This window comes from Thiosulfatihalobacter marinus (genome assembly GCF_016019955.1).
Taxonomy (GTDB): domain Bacteria; phylum Pseudomonadota; class Alphaproteobacteria; order Rhodobacterales; family Rhodobacteraceae; genus Shimia; species Shimia marinus_A.
In genome coordinates, this window is sequence record NZ_JAECRZ010000007.1 from 64,743 (window position 1) to 79,629 (window position 14,887).

Here is a 14,887-nt window from a genome sequence, read left to right on the forward strand (position 1 = left end):
GTCCGGTCTGAGGCAATTGTTTTTCACTGCATCCGCAACGCGCCGTCGATGCGGATGACCTCGCCATTGAGATAGCCGTTTTCCACGATGAACCCGGCCAGGCGGGCATATTCGGACGGGTCGCCCAGCCGTTTGGGGCAGGTGACATCATTGGCCAGCTGGTCTTGAATCTCTTGTGGCAGGCCCTGAAGCATCGGCGTGAGGAAGATACCGGGCGCAATGGCCATGACGCGGATGCCGGAGCGGGCCAGATCGCGGGCCATCGGAAGCGACAGGCCGACGATACCACCCTTGGAAGCGGCATAGGCGGCCTGGCCGCGTTGGCCATCCATGGCGGCAATCGAGGCCGTGTTGATGATCACACCGCGCGCGCCGTCCGGTTCGGGGGTATTTTCGGCCATGACCTGGGCAGCAAGACGGGCGACGTTGAAGGAGCCAACAAGGTTGATGTCGATGGTTTGCTGGAACGTGTGCAGAGGGTGCGGTCCGTTCTTGCCGAGCGTGGTGGCGGCGGGGGCAATGCCGGCACAGTTCACGCAGGCGGTGATGGTGCCCATGGCTTTGCGCGCGGCGGCAATGGCGGCGGCGACGCTGGCCTCGTCGGTGACATCGGTCTTGTGGAAGGTGCCGCCCAGTTCGCTGGCCAGGGCGGTGCCCAGGTCTTCGTTGAGGTCAAACAGAGCGACGCTGGCGCCGTTGGCGGCAAAGTGGCGGGCGGTGGCCGCGCCCAGACCGGAGGCGCCACCTGTGATGATGGCGCGGGTGGTTTCGAGTTTCATGGGGCTCTCCTCTGGCGTCATGAAATGAACATACGTTCAGATAATGCGGGAAAAGGGCTTCTGTCCAGTGTTTCGCGGCGTCGCGAGGGCGTGGGGGCGCCGCCCCCGTCCCAGCGGGGCTGGGACTCCCCCGGAGTATTTATGGCAAAATGAAGGAAGGGACCTGTGCTTGTGGCGCGGTCAGGTGGTCAGTTGCACCAGCGCGTGGCGTTTTTTGCCCGCCGAAAGCTTGATTGGGGCTGACAGCGCGGGCGCGTCGATCATCAGGCCCGCGTCGGTGAGCGGGGCGTCGTTGATCCGGGCGCCGTTTTCGGCGATCAGGCGTTTGGCTTCCTTGCCGGAATTGGCGAGGCCGGATTTCACGATCAGCTGCACGATGGAGGCGGGCAGGTCTGCGGCGGTGAGGGTGAGGGTGGGCAGGTCGTCGCCCACGCCGCCTTTTTCAAAGACTTCGCGCGCGGTTGTTTCGGCGGCGGCGGCGGCATTCGCCCCGTGACAGAGGGTTGTCACTTCGTTGGCGAGGATGACTTTGGCCGTGTTGATTTCCGAGCCGGCCAATTGTCCAAGCCGGTCACATTCGTCTACCGGAAGCTCTGTATAGAGTTTGAGGAAACGGCCGACATCGGCGTCGGTGGTGTTGCGCCAGAACTGCCAGAATTCGTAGGGCGCGCGCATGTCGGCATTGAGCCAGACCGCGCCATCGGCGGATTTGCCCATTTTCTTGCCGTCCGACGTGGTGAGCAGGGGGGAGGTGAGACCGAAGATCCGGGTGTCATCGGTGCGGCGGGTGAGGTCGATGCCGTTGACGATATTGCCCCATTGATCCGAGCCGCCGAACTGAACCAGACAGCCGTAGCGGCGGTTGAGTTCGAGGAAGTCATAGGCCTGGAGAATCATGTAGTTGAATTCGAGGAATGACAGAGACTGTTCGCGATCAAGGCGCGATTTCACCGATTCAAAGCTGAGCATCCGATTGACCGAGAAATGGCGACCGATGTCGCGCAGGAATTCCAGGTAGTTGAGATCGTCGAGCCATTCCGCGTTGTTGAGCATCAGCGCATCGGTATCGCTGTCGCCATAGCTGAGATATTTGGCGAAGACCTGTTTGATGCCGGCGATGTTGGCGTCGATCTGATCGGGGGTCAGCAGGGGGCGTTCGTCGGCGCGGAAGGAGGGGTCGCCCACCTTGGTGGTGCCACCGCCCATCAGGGTGAGCGGTTTGTGTCCGGTTTTTTGCAGCCAGCGCAGCATCATGATCTGGATCAGCGAGCCGACATGGAGGGATTTGGCGGTGGCGTCAAACCCGATATAGCCCGGCACAACGCCTTTGGTCAGGGCGTCGTCCAGCCCGGCGTAATCGGTGCAATCGGCGACAAAGCCGCGTTCCAGCATGACAGCAAGGAAATCCGATTTGGGCTGGTAGGTCATGGTCTGCGTCCCGTATGTTTGTCGCGCCCGTGTATAGGGGTGGATGAGCAGAAGGAAAAGGCCATGTTGAAGGCCGCAGATACGGGTGGACCGGTGCGCGCGCTGGGGGCGATGTCGGGCACGTCGCTGGACGGGGTGGACGCGGCCGTGGTGGTGACGGACGGGCAGGATATTCTCGGGTTTGGCGAGACCGGGTACCGGGCCTATACGCGTCAGGAACAGGCGGTGCTGATGGCGGCGCTGGGGCGATGGGACGGGCCACAGGTGGCTGCGGCGGCGCAGGTTGTGGAGGCGGCGCATCGGGAGGTTCTGGGAGAATTCGAGGGCGTGGATCTGGTGGGATTTCACGGCCAGACGCTGGCGCACGCTCCGCGCGGGCGCGGGACGTTGCAGGTGGGGGACGGGCAGGTTCTGGCCGGGGCACTGGGGGTGCCGGTGGTGTGGGATTTCCGCAGCGCGGATGTGAAGCTGGGCGGTGAGGGCGCGCCTTTGGCGCCGTTTTTCCATTTTGCCTGCGCGCGCTGGATGGGGGCGACGGCGCCGCTGGCATTCCTGAACCTGGGCGGGGTGGGCAACCTGACATGGGTGGACCCGCGCAAGGCGGCGGCGCAGGAGGCCGGCGCGTTGCTGGCGTTTGATACGGGGCCGGCGAATGCGCCGCTGAATGATCTGTTGCGCCAGCGACGGGGGATTGCGTTTGACGAGGACGGGCGGATCGCGGCGCGCGGGCGCGTGGAAACCGGGGCGCTGGAACTGTTTCTGGCGGAGCCGTATTTCTCAAGAATGCCTCCGAAGTCTTTGGACAGGAACGATTTTTCAGAAATGATAGAATTGGTGAGCGAGTTGTCGGACGCGGATGCCGCGGCGACGCTGACGGCGATGTGTGCCGCGGCGGTGGCGCAGGGGATGCAGCATTGCCCCGCGCCGCCCGGGCGGGTTCTGGTGACGGGGGGCGGGCGGCTGAACCCGGTGCTGATGGAAATGCTGTCCGTATCGCTGGATTGTCCGGTGGCGCCTGTGGAGGATGTCGGCCTGGATGGGGATATGCTGGAGGCGCAGGCCTTTGCCTATCTGGCGGTGCGGGTGGCGCGGGGGCTGCCCACCTCTTGTCCCACGACAACCGGGGTGCGGGCGCTGGTGGGCGGGGGCACGGTGAGCGTGCCGGACTAACCTGCCCTCATCAGGATTTTGGTGCGCGGGGAATGTCGAAACCGGGTTCGGCCAGGGTGAAGCCGGAATACTGAAAGCCGGGCGACACGGTACAGCTGACCAGGGTCCAGTCGCCGGTGCTGTGGGCGGATTGCCAGTGATGCGGGGGCACGATCATTTGTGGCGCGTGATCTGTGGCAAGGTTGGGGCCCAGCAGGTGGTCGCGCGCCGGGCCATGATCGGTATCCGACAGGGACAGCACAAGCGGCGCGCCGGCATGGAACAGCCAGATCTCGGTGGCATCGACGCGGTGCCAGTGCGAGTATTCCCCGGCGGCCAGCAGGAAATAGATCGCGGTTGCCGAAGGGCGCGCGCCGGGTGTGGCGGGGGCGGCCCAGGTTTGGCGGTAGTGGCCTCCTTCGGGATGGGGGGCGAGGTTCAGGCGGGAAATGATCTCGGCAGCGGTCATGGTCATTCCGATTTTATCACATAAGGCCAGTGGGTTCGTGAGTGGACGGCCCGGCATCGGGCGGTGAGGGTGAAAATGACGCGCGTTTGGTGTATGCTGGGCGGGTAATTGGTGAAAAGGTTTTGCAATGACGTTTGTGTATATGGTGGCGCGCTCGCGGGAGCAAGGCAGCGCGGATTTTGATGAGTATCGTACAAGAACCCAGCCAGTGGTTGATGCGTTTCAGGGGAAACACGTGGCATCGGCGCGGGCGCAAGGCGGGGCCGCGCACAAAGCGCCGCAGATGATGGTGGTGCGGTTTGGCAGTATTTCACAGGCGCGCGGGTTCTTTGAGTCCGACGCCTATGCGGCGGCCCGCAAACCAACCACACATTGACCGTAATACAGGGGGAAACATGCCCAAAGGTTATCTGGTGGCCCATATCCGGGTGCATGACACCGAAAAATTCGCAGAGTTCCGCCGTATGGCCACGCCGGCAATCGCCGATTACGGCGGGCGGGTTCTGGTTGGAAATCCCGAGATCGATCACCGCGAAGGCGGGGCAAGGGGCGTGTCCATTGTCATCGAGTTCGACAGCCTTGCACAGGCGCGCGGGTTTTATGAATCTGATGCGTACACGGCGGCGCGGGCGGTGCGTGAACAGGCGGCGGAAACCGATTTGATCCTGGTGGAAGGGATTTCATAGACAAAACCCCGCGCGGGTGCGCGGGGTGTCAGAAGGCCCAATGTGCCCGTGTCTATTTCAGAATCGAGCGGCCCGCATATTGCGCGGTTTCGCCCAGCAGTTCCTCGATGCGGATCAGCTGGTTGTATTTGGCAAGCCTGTCGGAACGGGCCAGCGAGCCGGTCTTGATCTGGCCGCAATTGGTGGCGACGGCCAGATCGGCGATGGTGGCATCTTCGGTTTCGCCCGAGCGATGGCTCATCACATTGGTATAGCGCGCGCGGTGGGCCATTTCGACGGCTTGCAGCGTTTCGGTCAGGCTGCCGATCTGGTTGACCTTGACCAGCATCGAGTTGGCGACGCCTTGCGCAATGCCGTCCGCCAGGCGAAGGGGATTGGTCACGAAAAGATCGTCGCCAACCAGTTGCACCTTGTCGCCGATCTTGTCGGTCAGCAGTTTCCAGCCTTCCCAATCGTCTTCGTCCATGCCGTCCTCGATCGAGATGATCGGATAATCGGCGCACAGATCGGCCAGGTATTGGGCGTTTTCCTGCGACGTGAGCGATTTGCCTTCGCCCTTCAGCTCGTATTTGCCGTTCTTGTAGTATTCGGACGAGGCGCAATCGAGCGCCAGGTAGATGTCTTCGCCCAGCTTGTATCCGGCCTTTTCGACCGAGGACTGAATGAAATCGAGCGCCGCGCGGGTGGAGCCGATATTGGGGGCAAACCCGCCTTCGTCACCGATGCCGGTGGACAGGCCGGCGGCGGACAGTTCCTTTTTCAGGGTGTGGAACACTTCGGCGCCCATGCGCACGGCCTCGCGGATATTTGCGGCCGAAACGGGCATGATCATGAATTCCTGAATGTCGATCGGATTGTCGGCGTGTTCGCCACCGTTGATGATGTTCATCATCGGCACCGGCAGGACACGGGCAGAGGTGCCGCCGACATACCGGAACAGCGGCTGGGCGGTGAAATCGGCCGCCGCCTTGGCGCAGGCAAGGCTGACGCCCAGGATGGCATTGGCGCCCAGGCGGCTTTTGTTGGGGGTGCCGTCAAGCTCGATCATCGCGGCATCGATGGCAACCTGTTCGGTCACGTCCATGCCCACCAGCGCCTCGGCGATCTCGCCATTGACGGCGGCGCAGGCTTCCAGAACGCCCTTGCCCATGTAGCGGGACTTGTCTCCGTCGCGTTTTTCAACGGCCTCATGCGCGCCGGTGGAGGCGCCCGAGGGCACGGCGGCGCGGCCCATGGTGCCGTCTTCGAGGATCACGTCGACTTCGACGGTGGGGTTGCCGCGACTGTCGAGGATTTCACGGGCATGGATATCGATAATGGTGCTCATGGTGCGGTCCCTGAAATGGCCAAAGGTTTGCGCGCAGCTATAGCAGGGGCGGGGGGAAAGTAAACCGGCAATGATAGCGCTAACGGCAAATTGGGCGCGCGTTAGCGCTGACAGCGACATGTTGGCGCGATGGTGGGGCGTGGCACGGAGCGCGCCGGAATTGCGCGCAAGTGTTGCCGGAAAGATGGGCGCGGAAAAATATACGAGAAGTTGAAAAGCCGGGCATTGATACATCCCTGAAGTTTGTTACGCTTGAACACATCCGGGGGGGCACAATCTGGCGGATCGACTTCGCCAGGGCAATGAGATGGCAGGTTGGCTATGAGCGATGCCCGTGAGGATAACAGCAACACAAGGCGCAGCCGCGCCGGACAGGGCGACGGTGCAGGACACCGGGCGGGATCGTCAATGTTGCTGGACACGGATACGGTATTTGAAATCCTGGAATCCTCGGGTGTTGGATTGTTCAACATCGATCTTGAAACGGGCAAGTCCCGGGTTTCGCCGACCTGGAAAACCATGATCGGGCTGGCGCCGGATGCGGATATCGAGCCGCAGACCGAGTGGTTGAAGCGGTTGCATCCCGACGACCGGGACCGGATGCAGGCGCTTGACCGGGAGGTGATGAAAGGGCGGGTGCCCCACAACAAGAGCACGGTCCGGTTGCGCCATGACGACGGTCACTGGGTCTGGATCGAGACCAATGCAAGTATCATCAAGTGGAGCGAGGACGGCAGACCGCTTCAGCTTGCGGGCACGCATGTGGATGTGACCGCCGAGAAAACCACGCGCCGGATCGCCATGGAAACCAACGAGCGCAACCGGCTCATGCTGAAATACTCGCCGGTCGGCATGGCCGTGTTTTCCGAAAATGCCCGGGTTCAGGATTGCAACCGCGTATTCAGCGACATGCTGGGATATACGCAGACCGAGGTTCTGGGCATGAATCTGATGAAGCTGGTCTGGTTTGACATGGACCCGGACGAAGTGCGCCGCAAACAGGAATTCTATTCCGGCAAGACCGAAGACATCACCTTTGAAACGGCGCTGTTGTGCAAGGACAAGTCGCGGCGGCATGTGTTGGTCAAGGGGGTGCGGTTTTTCGACAAGGACGAGAATGTGCGGTTCCTGTTCCAGTGTTCGGATATCACCGACCGCGTGAAGGCAGAGCAGCAGAAGGACGAGTTCCTGTCCACGGTCAGCCACGAGCTGCGCACGCCGCTGACCTCGATCATGGGGGCGATCAAGCTGGTCAACAGCGGCGGCATCGGGCCGGTGAGCGACCCGGCCCGCAAGATGCTGGGCGTGGCGGAGCGGGGCTGTGACACGTTGCTGGCGTTGGTCAATGACTTGCTGGATCTGAAATCGCTGGAAGCCGGCGCCTTGAAATACGAGATGGACAACGCTTTGGTAGGGCCGATTATTCAGGATGCGGCAGCGGCCATGGAGGGCTATCTGAAGCCGGATCAGGCATTGGTGATCGACATGCCCGGGCGGCTTGCCGGGGCGGTGCTGCATGTGGACGCGGCGCGGCTGGGCCAGATCCTGGCCAATCTGCTGTCGAACGCCGCCAAGTTTTCACCGGATGATGGCAGCCTGCGCCTTCAGGTGCGGCTCAGGAACCGGGCGTTGCGGATATCGGTGACGGATCAGGGCACGGGGGTGCCGCCCGAGCTGGAAGGGCGCATGTTTCGCAAGTTCACGCAGGGACAGTCGGATGACAAGCGCACGGTGCGGGGCACCGGGTTGGGTTTGCCGATCTCGCAGCGCATGGCGCATGACATGGGCGGGACGATCGGTTTCTTCAATACCGAGAAAGCAGGCGCCACGTTCTGGGTGGAATTCCCGCTGATCGACCATTAGGGTCAGGACCCATTAATCCTGCACCACTGGCGCCAAATCCACGAAATATCGGGGGTTTGGCGCGCGCCGGAAATAGTGGCTCTATTTCCAAGCGTGCCAAGCCGCTGAAATGAAGTGGATTTGGCGTCCTACGGATTTGACGGATTTGCCGCCTGACGTCCTTTCAATGCCTTGAAATAGAACCACTATTCCTGCGGCATTGTACGTAGCCAGACAGCAAATCTGTCAAACCAGTGGCGCAAGATTAATGGGTCCTGACCCTAAGCCGGGGTGGCGCCGGACGGTCAGGGGCCGCCGGGCGCCTGGCGACGTTCGCGCAGGAATGTGTAAAGACCCGAGGCGATGACCAGCGCCGCGCCGGAATAGGTAAGCGCGTCCGGGCGTTCGCCAAAGACGATCATGCCACCCGCAACCGAGAAAATGAGCCGTGAATAGCGGAACGGCGCGACGATTGACGCCTCGCCCACCCGCATCGCGGTGACAATGCCCCAATAGCCCAGCGCGTTGAACACGACCGCCCCGGCCAGAAGCCCCAGCACAGGGACAGGCATCGGGGCCAGATCGCGCGGGCCGAACATCAGCAGAATGGCTCCGGCAATACACAGCGCCGTCATGCCCTGCACCGCCAGCACATGGGATGAAACCGACACATCGGCCCGCCGCGTGATGAGATCGCGCGCGGCAATCGTGACCACCGCGCCCAGAACCAGAAGGACATTTGGGTCAAACCCATCCAGACCGGGGCGGATGATGAGCAGCACCCCAAGAAAGCCGATACAAATCGCGCTCCATCGGCGCCAGCCGACCTTTTCGCCCAGAAACAGGGCAGCCCCCAGCGTTATGACCAGCGGCAGCGTCTGGAAAACCGAGGCCACGATGGAAAGCTCGTTGAAGGCCAGCGCCGACATGAAGAACAGGGCGGACAACCCGTCGGTGACGGCCCGGAACACCAGAATCGGGCTCCAGGCGGCTGGCGCGGTCACGCGGGCGCCTGTGGCGCGGGCCAGCGCGGCAAAAATCACTGCCGAAACCGCGCCCATGGTCAGAAGAATCTGCCCGGTGGGCAGGGTGGCGGACAGCTGCTTGACGAATACATCGCCCAGGGCGAACCCCAGCATTGCGCCGATCACCAGAAATATGCCTTGCAGGTTGTTCATGCGCGCGCTCCGAACCGGGTTTCGCTCATGTGGCGCCAGAGGCCTACAGGGAGCAAGCCGGATTACCGAACATGTTATCAATTTTTGGCGGGGTGCCCATCTTTTGGCGGGGTGCCCATCACGACAAGTGAAGGGGCTTTGCCCTTCGTGGCGCGAACGCCAATTCAGCTCAGGATGGTTTCCGGCAATCGAGACGTGGCAGGGGGCTTGCCGGTCCATGGGATCAAACCCCAAACACTGTCCCATATGCCGGGGATCAAAGAGGGCGGATCTTGAGCGCGGTGATGCGGTTTGCGGTGCGCCCCGTCACCTCGAACCGGAAGCCGTGAAAGGAAAACACCTGTCCCACGGTGGGGATCATCTGGGCTTCGTGGATCACCAGCCCGGCGATGGTGTTGGCCTCGTCATCGGGCAGGTTCCAGTCGGTCGCGCGATTCAGGTCGCGGATCGTCATGGCGCCGTCCACAAGGAACTGGCCATCTTCGGACTTGCCGATAGGGTGTTCGGCGTCGGGATCGAATTCGTCGGTGATCTCGCCCACGATCTCTTCGAGAATGTCTTCAAGCGTGATCAGCCCCTGGAGCGAGCCATATTCGTCCACCACCAGCGCAAAATGCGACCGGCGGCGCAGGAATTGGCGCATCTGATCGTCCAGCGAGGTGGTTTCGGGAATGAAGTAGGGCTTTTTCGCCACTTGTGTGATGTCGAAATTGGTCAGGTCCGACAGGCTGCCCCTGGACTCGGAAATCTGGCTGTGCATGGCGCGCAACAGATCCTTGGCATGCACGACGCCGATGATGTTTTCAGGTTCGTTCTTGAACACGGGCAGGCGCGTGTAATTGCTTTGAAGGCATTGGGCCAGAATCTGGGCCGGGTCGCTGTCGGCGTTGATCATCTCGATGCCGGACCGGTGCAGCATGATCTCTTCGACCGCGCGTTCGGACAGGTCCAGCGCGCCCAGGATGCGGTCTCGGTCCTCTTTTTCGACGATGCCTTCGGAATGGCCCAGTTGAATCGCGCCGGCGATTTCCTCGCGCACGGCCAGGATGTGGCTGTCAGGATCGGTTTGCACGCCGAAGACGCGCAGCACACCGCGCACCAGCAGGCGCACGGCCGACACGACCGGGGCAAAGACGCGCACGACAAACCCGATGATCCCCGCAACGCGGGCAGCGGCGATTTCGGGCGCGGTGATGGCATAGGTCTTGGGCAGCACCTCGGCAAAGATCAGCACCAGAAGCGTCATGACCAGAGTGGCCAGCGCCACCCCGCTTTCGCCAAAGGCCCGGGTAAAGAGCGCGGTCGCCAACGACGCGGCAAGGATGTTGACGAGATTGTTGCCCAGCAGCACCGAGCCGATCAGGCGTTCGTTGTCTTCGGTGATGGCAAGCGCGCGTTCGGCGCCGCGGTTGCCCTTGTCGGCCTGTGTGCGCAGCTTGCCGCGCGACGCGGCGGTGAGCGCGGTTTCGCTGCCCGAGAAAAAGGCGGAAAGCACCAGAAGGGCAACGATGGCCCCGGCGGTGATCCAGAATGCGCTGTCGAATGTGGCGGTGGTGGCGTCCATGGTCCTGACCTGTTTGTACCTGTTGGGTTATGGGGGCAGGCGGGGGCGCAATCAAGGGGCGGTCAGCCCGAGCGTTTCAGATCGCGCGACAGGGGATGGTTTCCCAGCACCAGTTCGCGCAGCCGTTCATCAAGCACATGCGTGTAGATTTCCGTTGTGGCGATGTCGGCATGGCCCAGCAGGGTCTGGATCGCGCGCAGATCTGCGCCATTGGCCAGCAGGTGCGTCGCGAAGGCGTGGCGCAGCGTGTGCGGCGTGACCTTGTCCGGCGAAACGCCCCCGGCCACGGCCAGTTCCTTGATCAGCGTGTAAAAGCGGTGGCGCGTCAGATGCCCGGCCTTGCCATGAGACGGGAAAAGGAACCGCGAGGATGCGAGGCCCTTGGCCCGGCGGGTGTCTTCGGTGGTGTCGCGATCCTTGAGCCAGGCAGCAAGAGCGGCGCGGGCCGGAGGCGAGAGCGGCACCATGCGTTCCTTGCCGCCCTTGCCCATGACAAGCAACATCCGGGGATCCCCCCGCGCCGCGGCGACCGGCAGACCGACCAGTTCGCTGACGCGCATCCCGGTGGCGTAGAGCAATTCCATCAGGCAGGTGTTGCGCAGCCGGTCCGATTGCGTGCGCCCGGTGCTGCGGGCCGCGTCCAGCAGGCGGTCAACTTCGATCACGTCCAGCGTTTTGGGCAGGCGCCTGGCACGGCCCGGCCCCTTGATCTGGATTGCCGGATTTTCCGTACGCCAGCCTTCTTCGAAGGCAAAGCGGTAGAGTTGCTTTATGGCCGAAAGCCGCCGGGCGCGGGTGGCCATGGCAAGCCCCTGGGCGTCGCAGTCAACAAGGTAGGATTCGATATCGGCCCGTTGGATCGCTGCAAAGCCGATGGCCTTGCCGTCCGCCCAATCTGAAAAGTCGCGCAGATCGCGGGCATAGGCCAGCCGGGTGTTTTGCGCGGCGCCCAGTTCGGCGGCCTGAGCTTCGAGGAAGGTGGATATCCAGCGCAGGTTGTCCATGGCTAACCGCGCGTGTCCAGAAGCGCGATCTGGAGCGCGGCCCGGCGGGCGGTGTCTTCCAGTCCGACAGCGCGCAAGGTGGCCAGCGCCTCGGTCAGGGCGCGCAGATCTCCGGCGGCGCCGTCATCCATGAGCGACATGGCCCGCAGGATGGTTTCGCCCAACTGGCCGCGGGCCAGCATGGTGGACAAGGCCTGAGGCACGCCGGCGCCGTGCCACGCTTCGGCGATGGCGCGTTGCGTGCGATCCTGGGGCAGACGTGGCGGCATTCCCAACGCGAGGCCGGCCAGGAAATCGCGCGGCCCGGACAGGGCGGCGCGTTCGTAATCGCCGGACAGAAGCGCAATGTCACGTGCCAGTGTCGCGGTTACGCCCTGCAAGGGAAGCGACAACAGGTTCGCCCCATAGAGCCGCGCAAAGGGAACGGCGAGATTGACTTGCTGCATGGCTGCCCAGGCGGCAGGCAGGGTTTCGGTGACGGCGGACACGTCGCGCGCGGTCATGGCGGCATCGAAACTCTGGATCGCGGCGACCCTGTCCCAGATCATGCCCGAAGCAGCGGGCGCGCGCTCGCTATAGATTCCCAGAAGGCGGTTTTCGTGCAGCGCCGAGGTGCGCGCCAGGCGTTCGGCGGCTTCAAGCTGGGCCTTCCATCCAACATTGTCACGCAGATCGGCATGGGCGTAGGGACGGGGCAGAGAACTGGTGGTTTGCGCTTCGCCGATCGCCTCGTACAGGCGAAACTTGAGAGGCGTGGGTGGGCCAGGCGAGACCGGGGGCGGTTCGCCCTCGAACAGATCCGGATCGAGAAAACGCAAAAGCAGCGCGTCAAGCTCGTCATCGATGAGGCCCAGCGCCTTTGCTGTGTCCAGTGTAAGCGCCGCGGCGCGCCAGTCGCCCGAACGTGCGGTGCAGAAGATTCGCGCGCCGTAACCGGGCGCGAGATAGGGCTGGGCAACGAGGCGTTCACAGGCGGCATTTTCATGTCCCATCAAAAGGGTCACATCAAACCAGCGGGCGAACAACTGAGGCGTGTCCGGCCCGGCGCGTTCCAGAAGCGCGGCCGCCTGTTCCAACGCGCCCATTTCCACCAGCTTGTCGACCCGCGCCAACAGCAATTCGCTGGCCGTACCCGCGTCAAGCGGGGCGTTGGCCTCTGCCAGAAGCAGGGTATATAGCAGCGCCTGCATCGCGGGGAGCACTTCGGGGCGCTGGTCCGAGACCAGATCGGCCAGCCGCGTGGCATAGGAATAGGACCAGAGAGTTGCGGGCAGGCCGGTCACGGTGGCTGACAGAAGGCCGACGGAATCGCGCCCCTGCTGATCCAGCGAGGTCACATCTACCGAGGGGGTGGCCACCCCTTCGGACACAGGGGTTTCGCCGATGGGCAGACCCATGTCCAGGGTCACGGTCGGGGTGGGGTTGAGCCAATCGATGGCCGACAGCGGCGCCTCTTGCGCTGTCAGCGGCTGACCGGCAAGAAGCAGGGCCAGCGCGGCAGGGCTGAGGCGCGCGCTATTTGCCATCAAGTTCCATCGGAATACGTATCTCGCCCTGCGGCGCAGAGAAATCCGCGCCGAACATCGGCCCGACATAGGCGTAGATCACCAACGCAATCACCGCCAGAAGCACCAGCGCCAGAATCGCCCGGATCAGTTTGCCCATTGTTTTCCCCGATTTTCCTGCCCGTTTTTTCCAACTTATAACTGGCCTTTTACACAAGATCACGTCATTCAATGCCGAAACGTGAAATTTGAGCAAGGCTTGGCCGATCGGGCCGGCAAATGGGCGGTTCATGGGCTTGGAACTGAAGAAAACGGTTGTGCTGGTGGGCATGATGGGCGCGGGCAAGACGGCGGTGGGCCGCGCGCTGGCCGCACGGCTGGGTGTCCCGTTCCTGGATTCGGATGCCGAGATTGAAAAAGCCGCCAACATGTCCATTGCCGAGATTTTTGCGCGCGATGGCGAACCTTTTTTCCGCGAGAAGGAAGCCCGCGTGATCGCACGCCTGCTGGAAAGCGAGCGCGGTATCCTGTCGACGGGGGGCGGGGCCTATCTTGCGGAGGGCAATCGGGCGATGATCTCGGATCTGGGGGTCGCTGTGTGGCTGGATGCAGATATCGATTTGCTGTGGAGCCGGGTGAAGCACAAGGATACGCGCCCCCTGTTGCGCACAGCCAATCCGCGCGGAACGCTGGAACAGATCTATGCCGCGCGGGTGCCGGTTTACGCGTTGGCGGATCTGCCGGTAAAGACGGAAGCGGGCTGTTCCATCGAGCAAACGGCGGACCGGGTGGTTGACGCGCTGAAGACGCGGCCTGACGTGTTGAAAGAGGTGTGACGATGCGTGAAACGGTTCATGTGGGTCTGGGCGAGCGGGCCTATGACATTCATATCGGCCCCGGCTTGCTTGCCGAGGCGGGCGTGCTGATCGGGCCGGGTCTGGCGCGCAAAAGGGTATGTGTGATCACCGATGAAAACGTGGCGCCGCTGCATCTGGAGGCGTTGCGCGACGGGCTGGCGGATGAGGGCATCGCCTGCGAGGCACTGGTTTTGCCAGCCGGGGAAAGCACCAAGAGCTGGCCGCAATTCGAGCGCGCCGTCGAATGGTTGCTGGAGCAGAAGGTGGAGCGGCGTGATCTGGTGGTGGCTCTGGGTGGCGGGGTGATCGGGGATCTGACCGGTTTTGCCGCTGCCGTTCTGCGGCGCGGCGTGGGGTTCGTGCAGATTCCGACATCGCTTTTGGCGCAGGTGGACAGTTCGGTGGGGGGCAAGACCGGGATCAATTCCACGCAGGGCAAGAACCTGATCGGGGCTTTTCACCAACCGGCCTTGGTGCTGGCGGATACGGCGGTTTTGGGCACGCTGACGCCGCGCGATTTCCTTGCCGGGTATGGTGAGGTTGTGAAATACGGGTTGCTTGGCGACAATGCGTTCTTTGAATGGCTTGAGGCGCAGGGCCCGGCGCTGGCTGCCGGGGATATGGCGGCGCGGATCGCGGCGGTAAAACGCTCTTGCGAGATGAAGGCCGAGATCGTGATGCGCGATGAGACCGAGCAGGGGGATCGCGCGCTGCTGAACCTGGGCCACACGTTCTGTCACGCGCTGGAGGCCGCGACGGGTTATGGCACGCGCTTGTTGCATGGCGAGGGCGTGGCGATTGGTTGTGCGCTGGCGTTTGAACTGTCGGCCCGATTGGGCCTGTGTGCGCAGGAAGACCCGAGCCGGGTGCGTCAGCACCTTGCCGAGATGGGCATGAAGGTGGATCTGAAAGACATCGCCGGAGACCTGCCGGATGCCGAAGGGCTGCTGGAGCTGATGGGGCAGGACAAGAAAGTGGTGGACGGGCAGTTGCGGTTTGTTCTGGCGCGCGGGATCGGTGCGGCATTTGTCACGGCGGATGTGCCACGTGATGCGGTTCTGGGGCTGTTGCGGGAGGAGCTGGCCCGCCGCTGAGGCCA

The 14,887-nt window shown here is 63.0% G+C and carries 15 protein-coding genes; 6 read left to right on the forward strand and 9 right to left on the reverse strand.

Going from position 1 to position 14,887, the window contains the following annotated elements; genetic code table 11:
- Positions 1-23 precede the first annotated feature (23 nt).
- Positions 24-779 carry an SDR family oxidoreductase gene (locus tag I3253_RS11975; protein ID WP_197917912.1) on the reverse strand — a complete coding sequence of 252 codons (756 nt, stop codon included), beginning with the start codon at positions 777-779 and terminating at the stop codon, positions 24-26.
- A gap of 180 nt (positions 780-959) precedes the next feature.
- Positions 960-2,207 (reverse strand): tyrosine--tRNA ligase, encoded by a 1,248-nt coding sequence (gene tyrS, locus I3253_RS11980; RefSeq protein ID WP_197917913.1) that lies wholly within the window; start codon positions 2,205-2,207, stop codon positions 960-962.
- 63 nt (positions 2,208-2,270) lie between these two features.
- Here tyrS and I3253_RS11985 point away from each other — a divergent pair, with 63 nt between their 5' ends.
- Complete coding sequence (locus I3253_RS11985) at positions 2,271-3,377, forward strand: anhydro-N-acetylmuramic acid kinase (protein WP_197917914.1); 1,107 nt, start codon at positions 2,271-2,273, stop codon at positions 3,375-3,377.
- 10 nt (positions 3,378-3,387) lie between these two features.
- Here I3253_RS11985 and I3253_RS11990 read toward each other — a convergent pair whose 3' ends face one another.
- Complete coding sequence (locus I3253_RS11990; RefSeq protein WP_197918090.1) at positions 3,388-3,825, reverse strand: cupin domain-containing protein; 438 nt, start codon at positions 3,823-3,825, stop codon at positions 3,388-3,390.
- A 127-nt stretch (positions 3,826-3,952) separates the two neighbouring features.
- Between I3253_RS11990 and I3253_RS11995 the strand changes: the two genes are divergently transcribed.
- Together I3253_RS11995 and I3253_RS12000 are read left to right on the forward strand one after the other, a co-directional pair.
- Positions 3,953-4,201: a DUF1330 domain-containing protein gene (locus I3253_RS11995; protein ID WP_197917915.1), complete on the forward strand. Its 249-nt coding sequence runs from the start codon at positions 3,953-3,955 to the stop codon at positions 4,199-4,201.
- A gap of 19 nt (positions 4,202-4,220) precedes the next feature.
- The gene (locus I3253_RS12000) at positions 4,221-4,511 is read left to right on the forward strand and encodes a DUF1330 domain-containing protein (protein ID WP_197917916.1); all 291 of its coding nucleotides are present in this window, start codon (positions 4,221-4,223) and stop codon (positions 4,509-4,511) included.
- A gap of 52 nt (positions 4,512-4,563) precedes the next feature.
- Here I3253_RS12000 and eno read toward each other — a convergent pair whose 3' ends face one another.
- On the reverse strand, positions 4,564-5,838 hold the full coding sequence (gene eno, locus I3253_RS12005) for a phosphopyruvate hydratase (protein ID WP_197917917.1): 1,275 nt from the start codon (positions 5,836-5,838) through the stop codon (positions 4,564-4,566).
- A gap of 321 nt (positions 5,839-6,159) precedes the next feature.
- On the opposite strand from eno, the gene I3253_RS12010 reads away from it, so the two are divergent.
- Positions 6,160-7,701: a sensor histidine kinase gene (locus tag I3253_RS12010; protein ID WP_197917918.1), complete on the forward strand. Its 1,542-nt coding sequence runs from the start codon at positions 6,160-6,162 to the stop codon at positions 7,699-7,701.
- A gap of 284 nt (positions 7,702-7,985) precedes the next feature.
- On the opposite strand, the gene I3253_RS12015 is transcribed toward I3253_RS12010, so the two are convergent.
- The 5 genes from I3253_RS12015 to I3253_RS12035 all read right to left on the reverse strand — a co-directional run bounded on the left by I3253_RS12015 (position 7,986) and on the right by I3253_RS12035 (position 13,091).
- A complete protein-coding gene (locus tag I3253_RS12015) occupies positions 7,986-8,858 on the reverse strand; it encodes a DMT family transporter (RefSeq protein ID WP_197917919.1) in 873 nt (290 codons plus the stop codon).
- Positions 8,859-9,114: 256 nt separating this feature from the next.
- Complete coding sequence (locus tag I3253_RS12020; RefSeq protein ID WP_197917920.1) at positions 9,115-10,422, reverse strand: HlyC/CorC family transporter; 1,308 nt, start codon at positions 10,420-10,422, stop codon at positions 9,115-9,117.
- 62 nt (positions 10,423-10,484) lie between these two features.
- Complete coding sequence (locus tag I3253_RS12025) at positions 10,485-11,426, reverse strand: site-specific tyrosine recombinase XerD (RefSeq protein WP_197917921.1); 942 nt, start codon at positions 11,424-11,426, stop codon at positions 10,485-10,487.
- A 2-nt stretch (positions 11,427-11,428) separates the two neighbouring features.
- Complete coding sequence (locus I3253_RS12030; protein ID WP_197917922.1) at positions 11,429-12,952, reverse strand: hypothetical protein; 1,524 nt, start codon at positions 12,950-12,952, stop codon at positions 11,429-11,431.
- The gene (locus I3253_RS12035; protein ID WP_197917923.1) at positions 12,942-13,091 is read right to left on the reverse strand and encodes a hypothetical protein; all 150 of its coding nucleotides are present in this window, start codon (positions 13,089-13,091) and stop codon (positions 12,942-12,944) included. Before I3253_RS12035 ends, I3253_RS12030 begins: the two co-directional genes overlap by 11 nt.
- A 130-nt stretch (positions 13,092-13,221) precedes the next feature.
- On the opposite strand from I3253_RS12035, the gene I3253_RS12040 reads away from it, so the two are divergent.
- A complete protein-coding gene (locus tag I3253_RS12040) occupies positions 13,222-13,767 on the forward strand; it encodes a shikimate kinase (protein ID WP_197917924.1) in 546 nt (181 codons plus the stop codon).
- Between the two features lie 2 nt (positions 13,768-13,769).
- Positions 13,770-14,882, forward strand: a complete 1,113-nt coding sequence (aroB, locus tag I3253_RS12045; protein WP_197917925.1) for a 3-dehydroquinate synthase — start codon at positions 13,770-13,772, stop codon at positions 14,880-14,882.
- Positions 14,883-14,887: the final 5 nt, after the last annotated feature.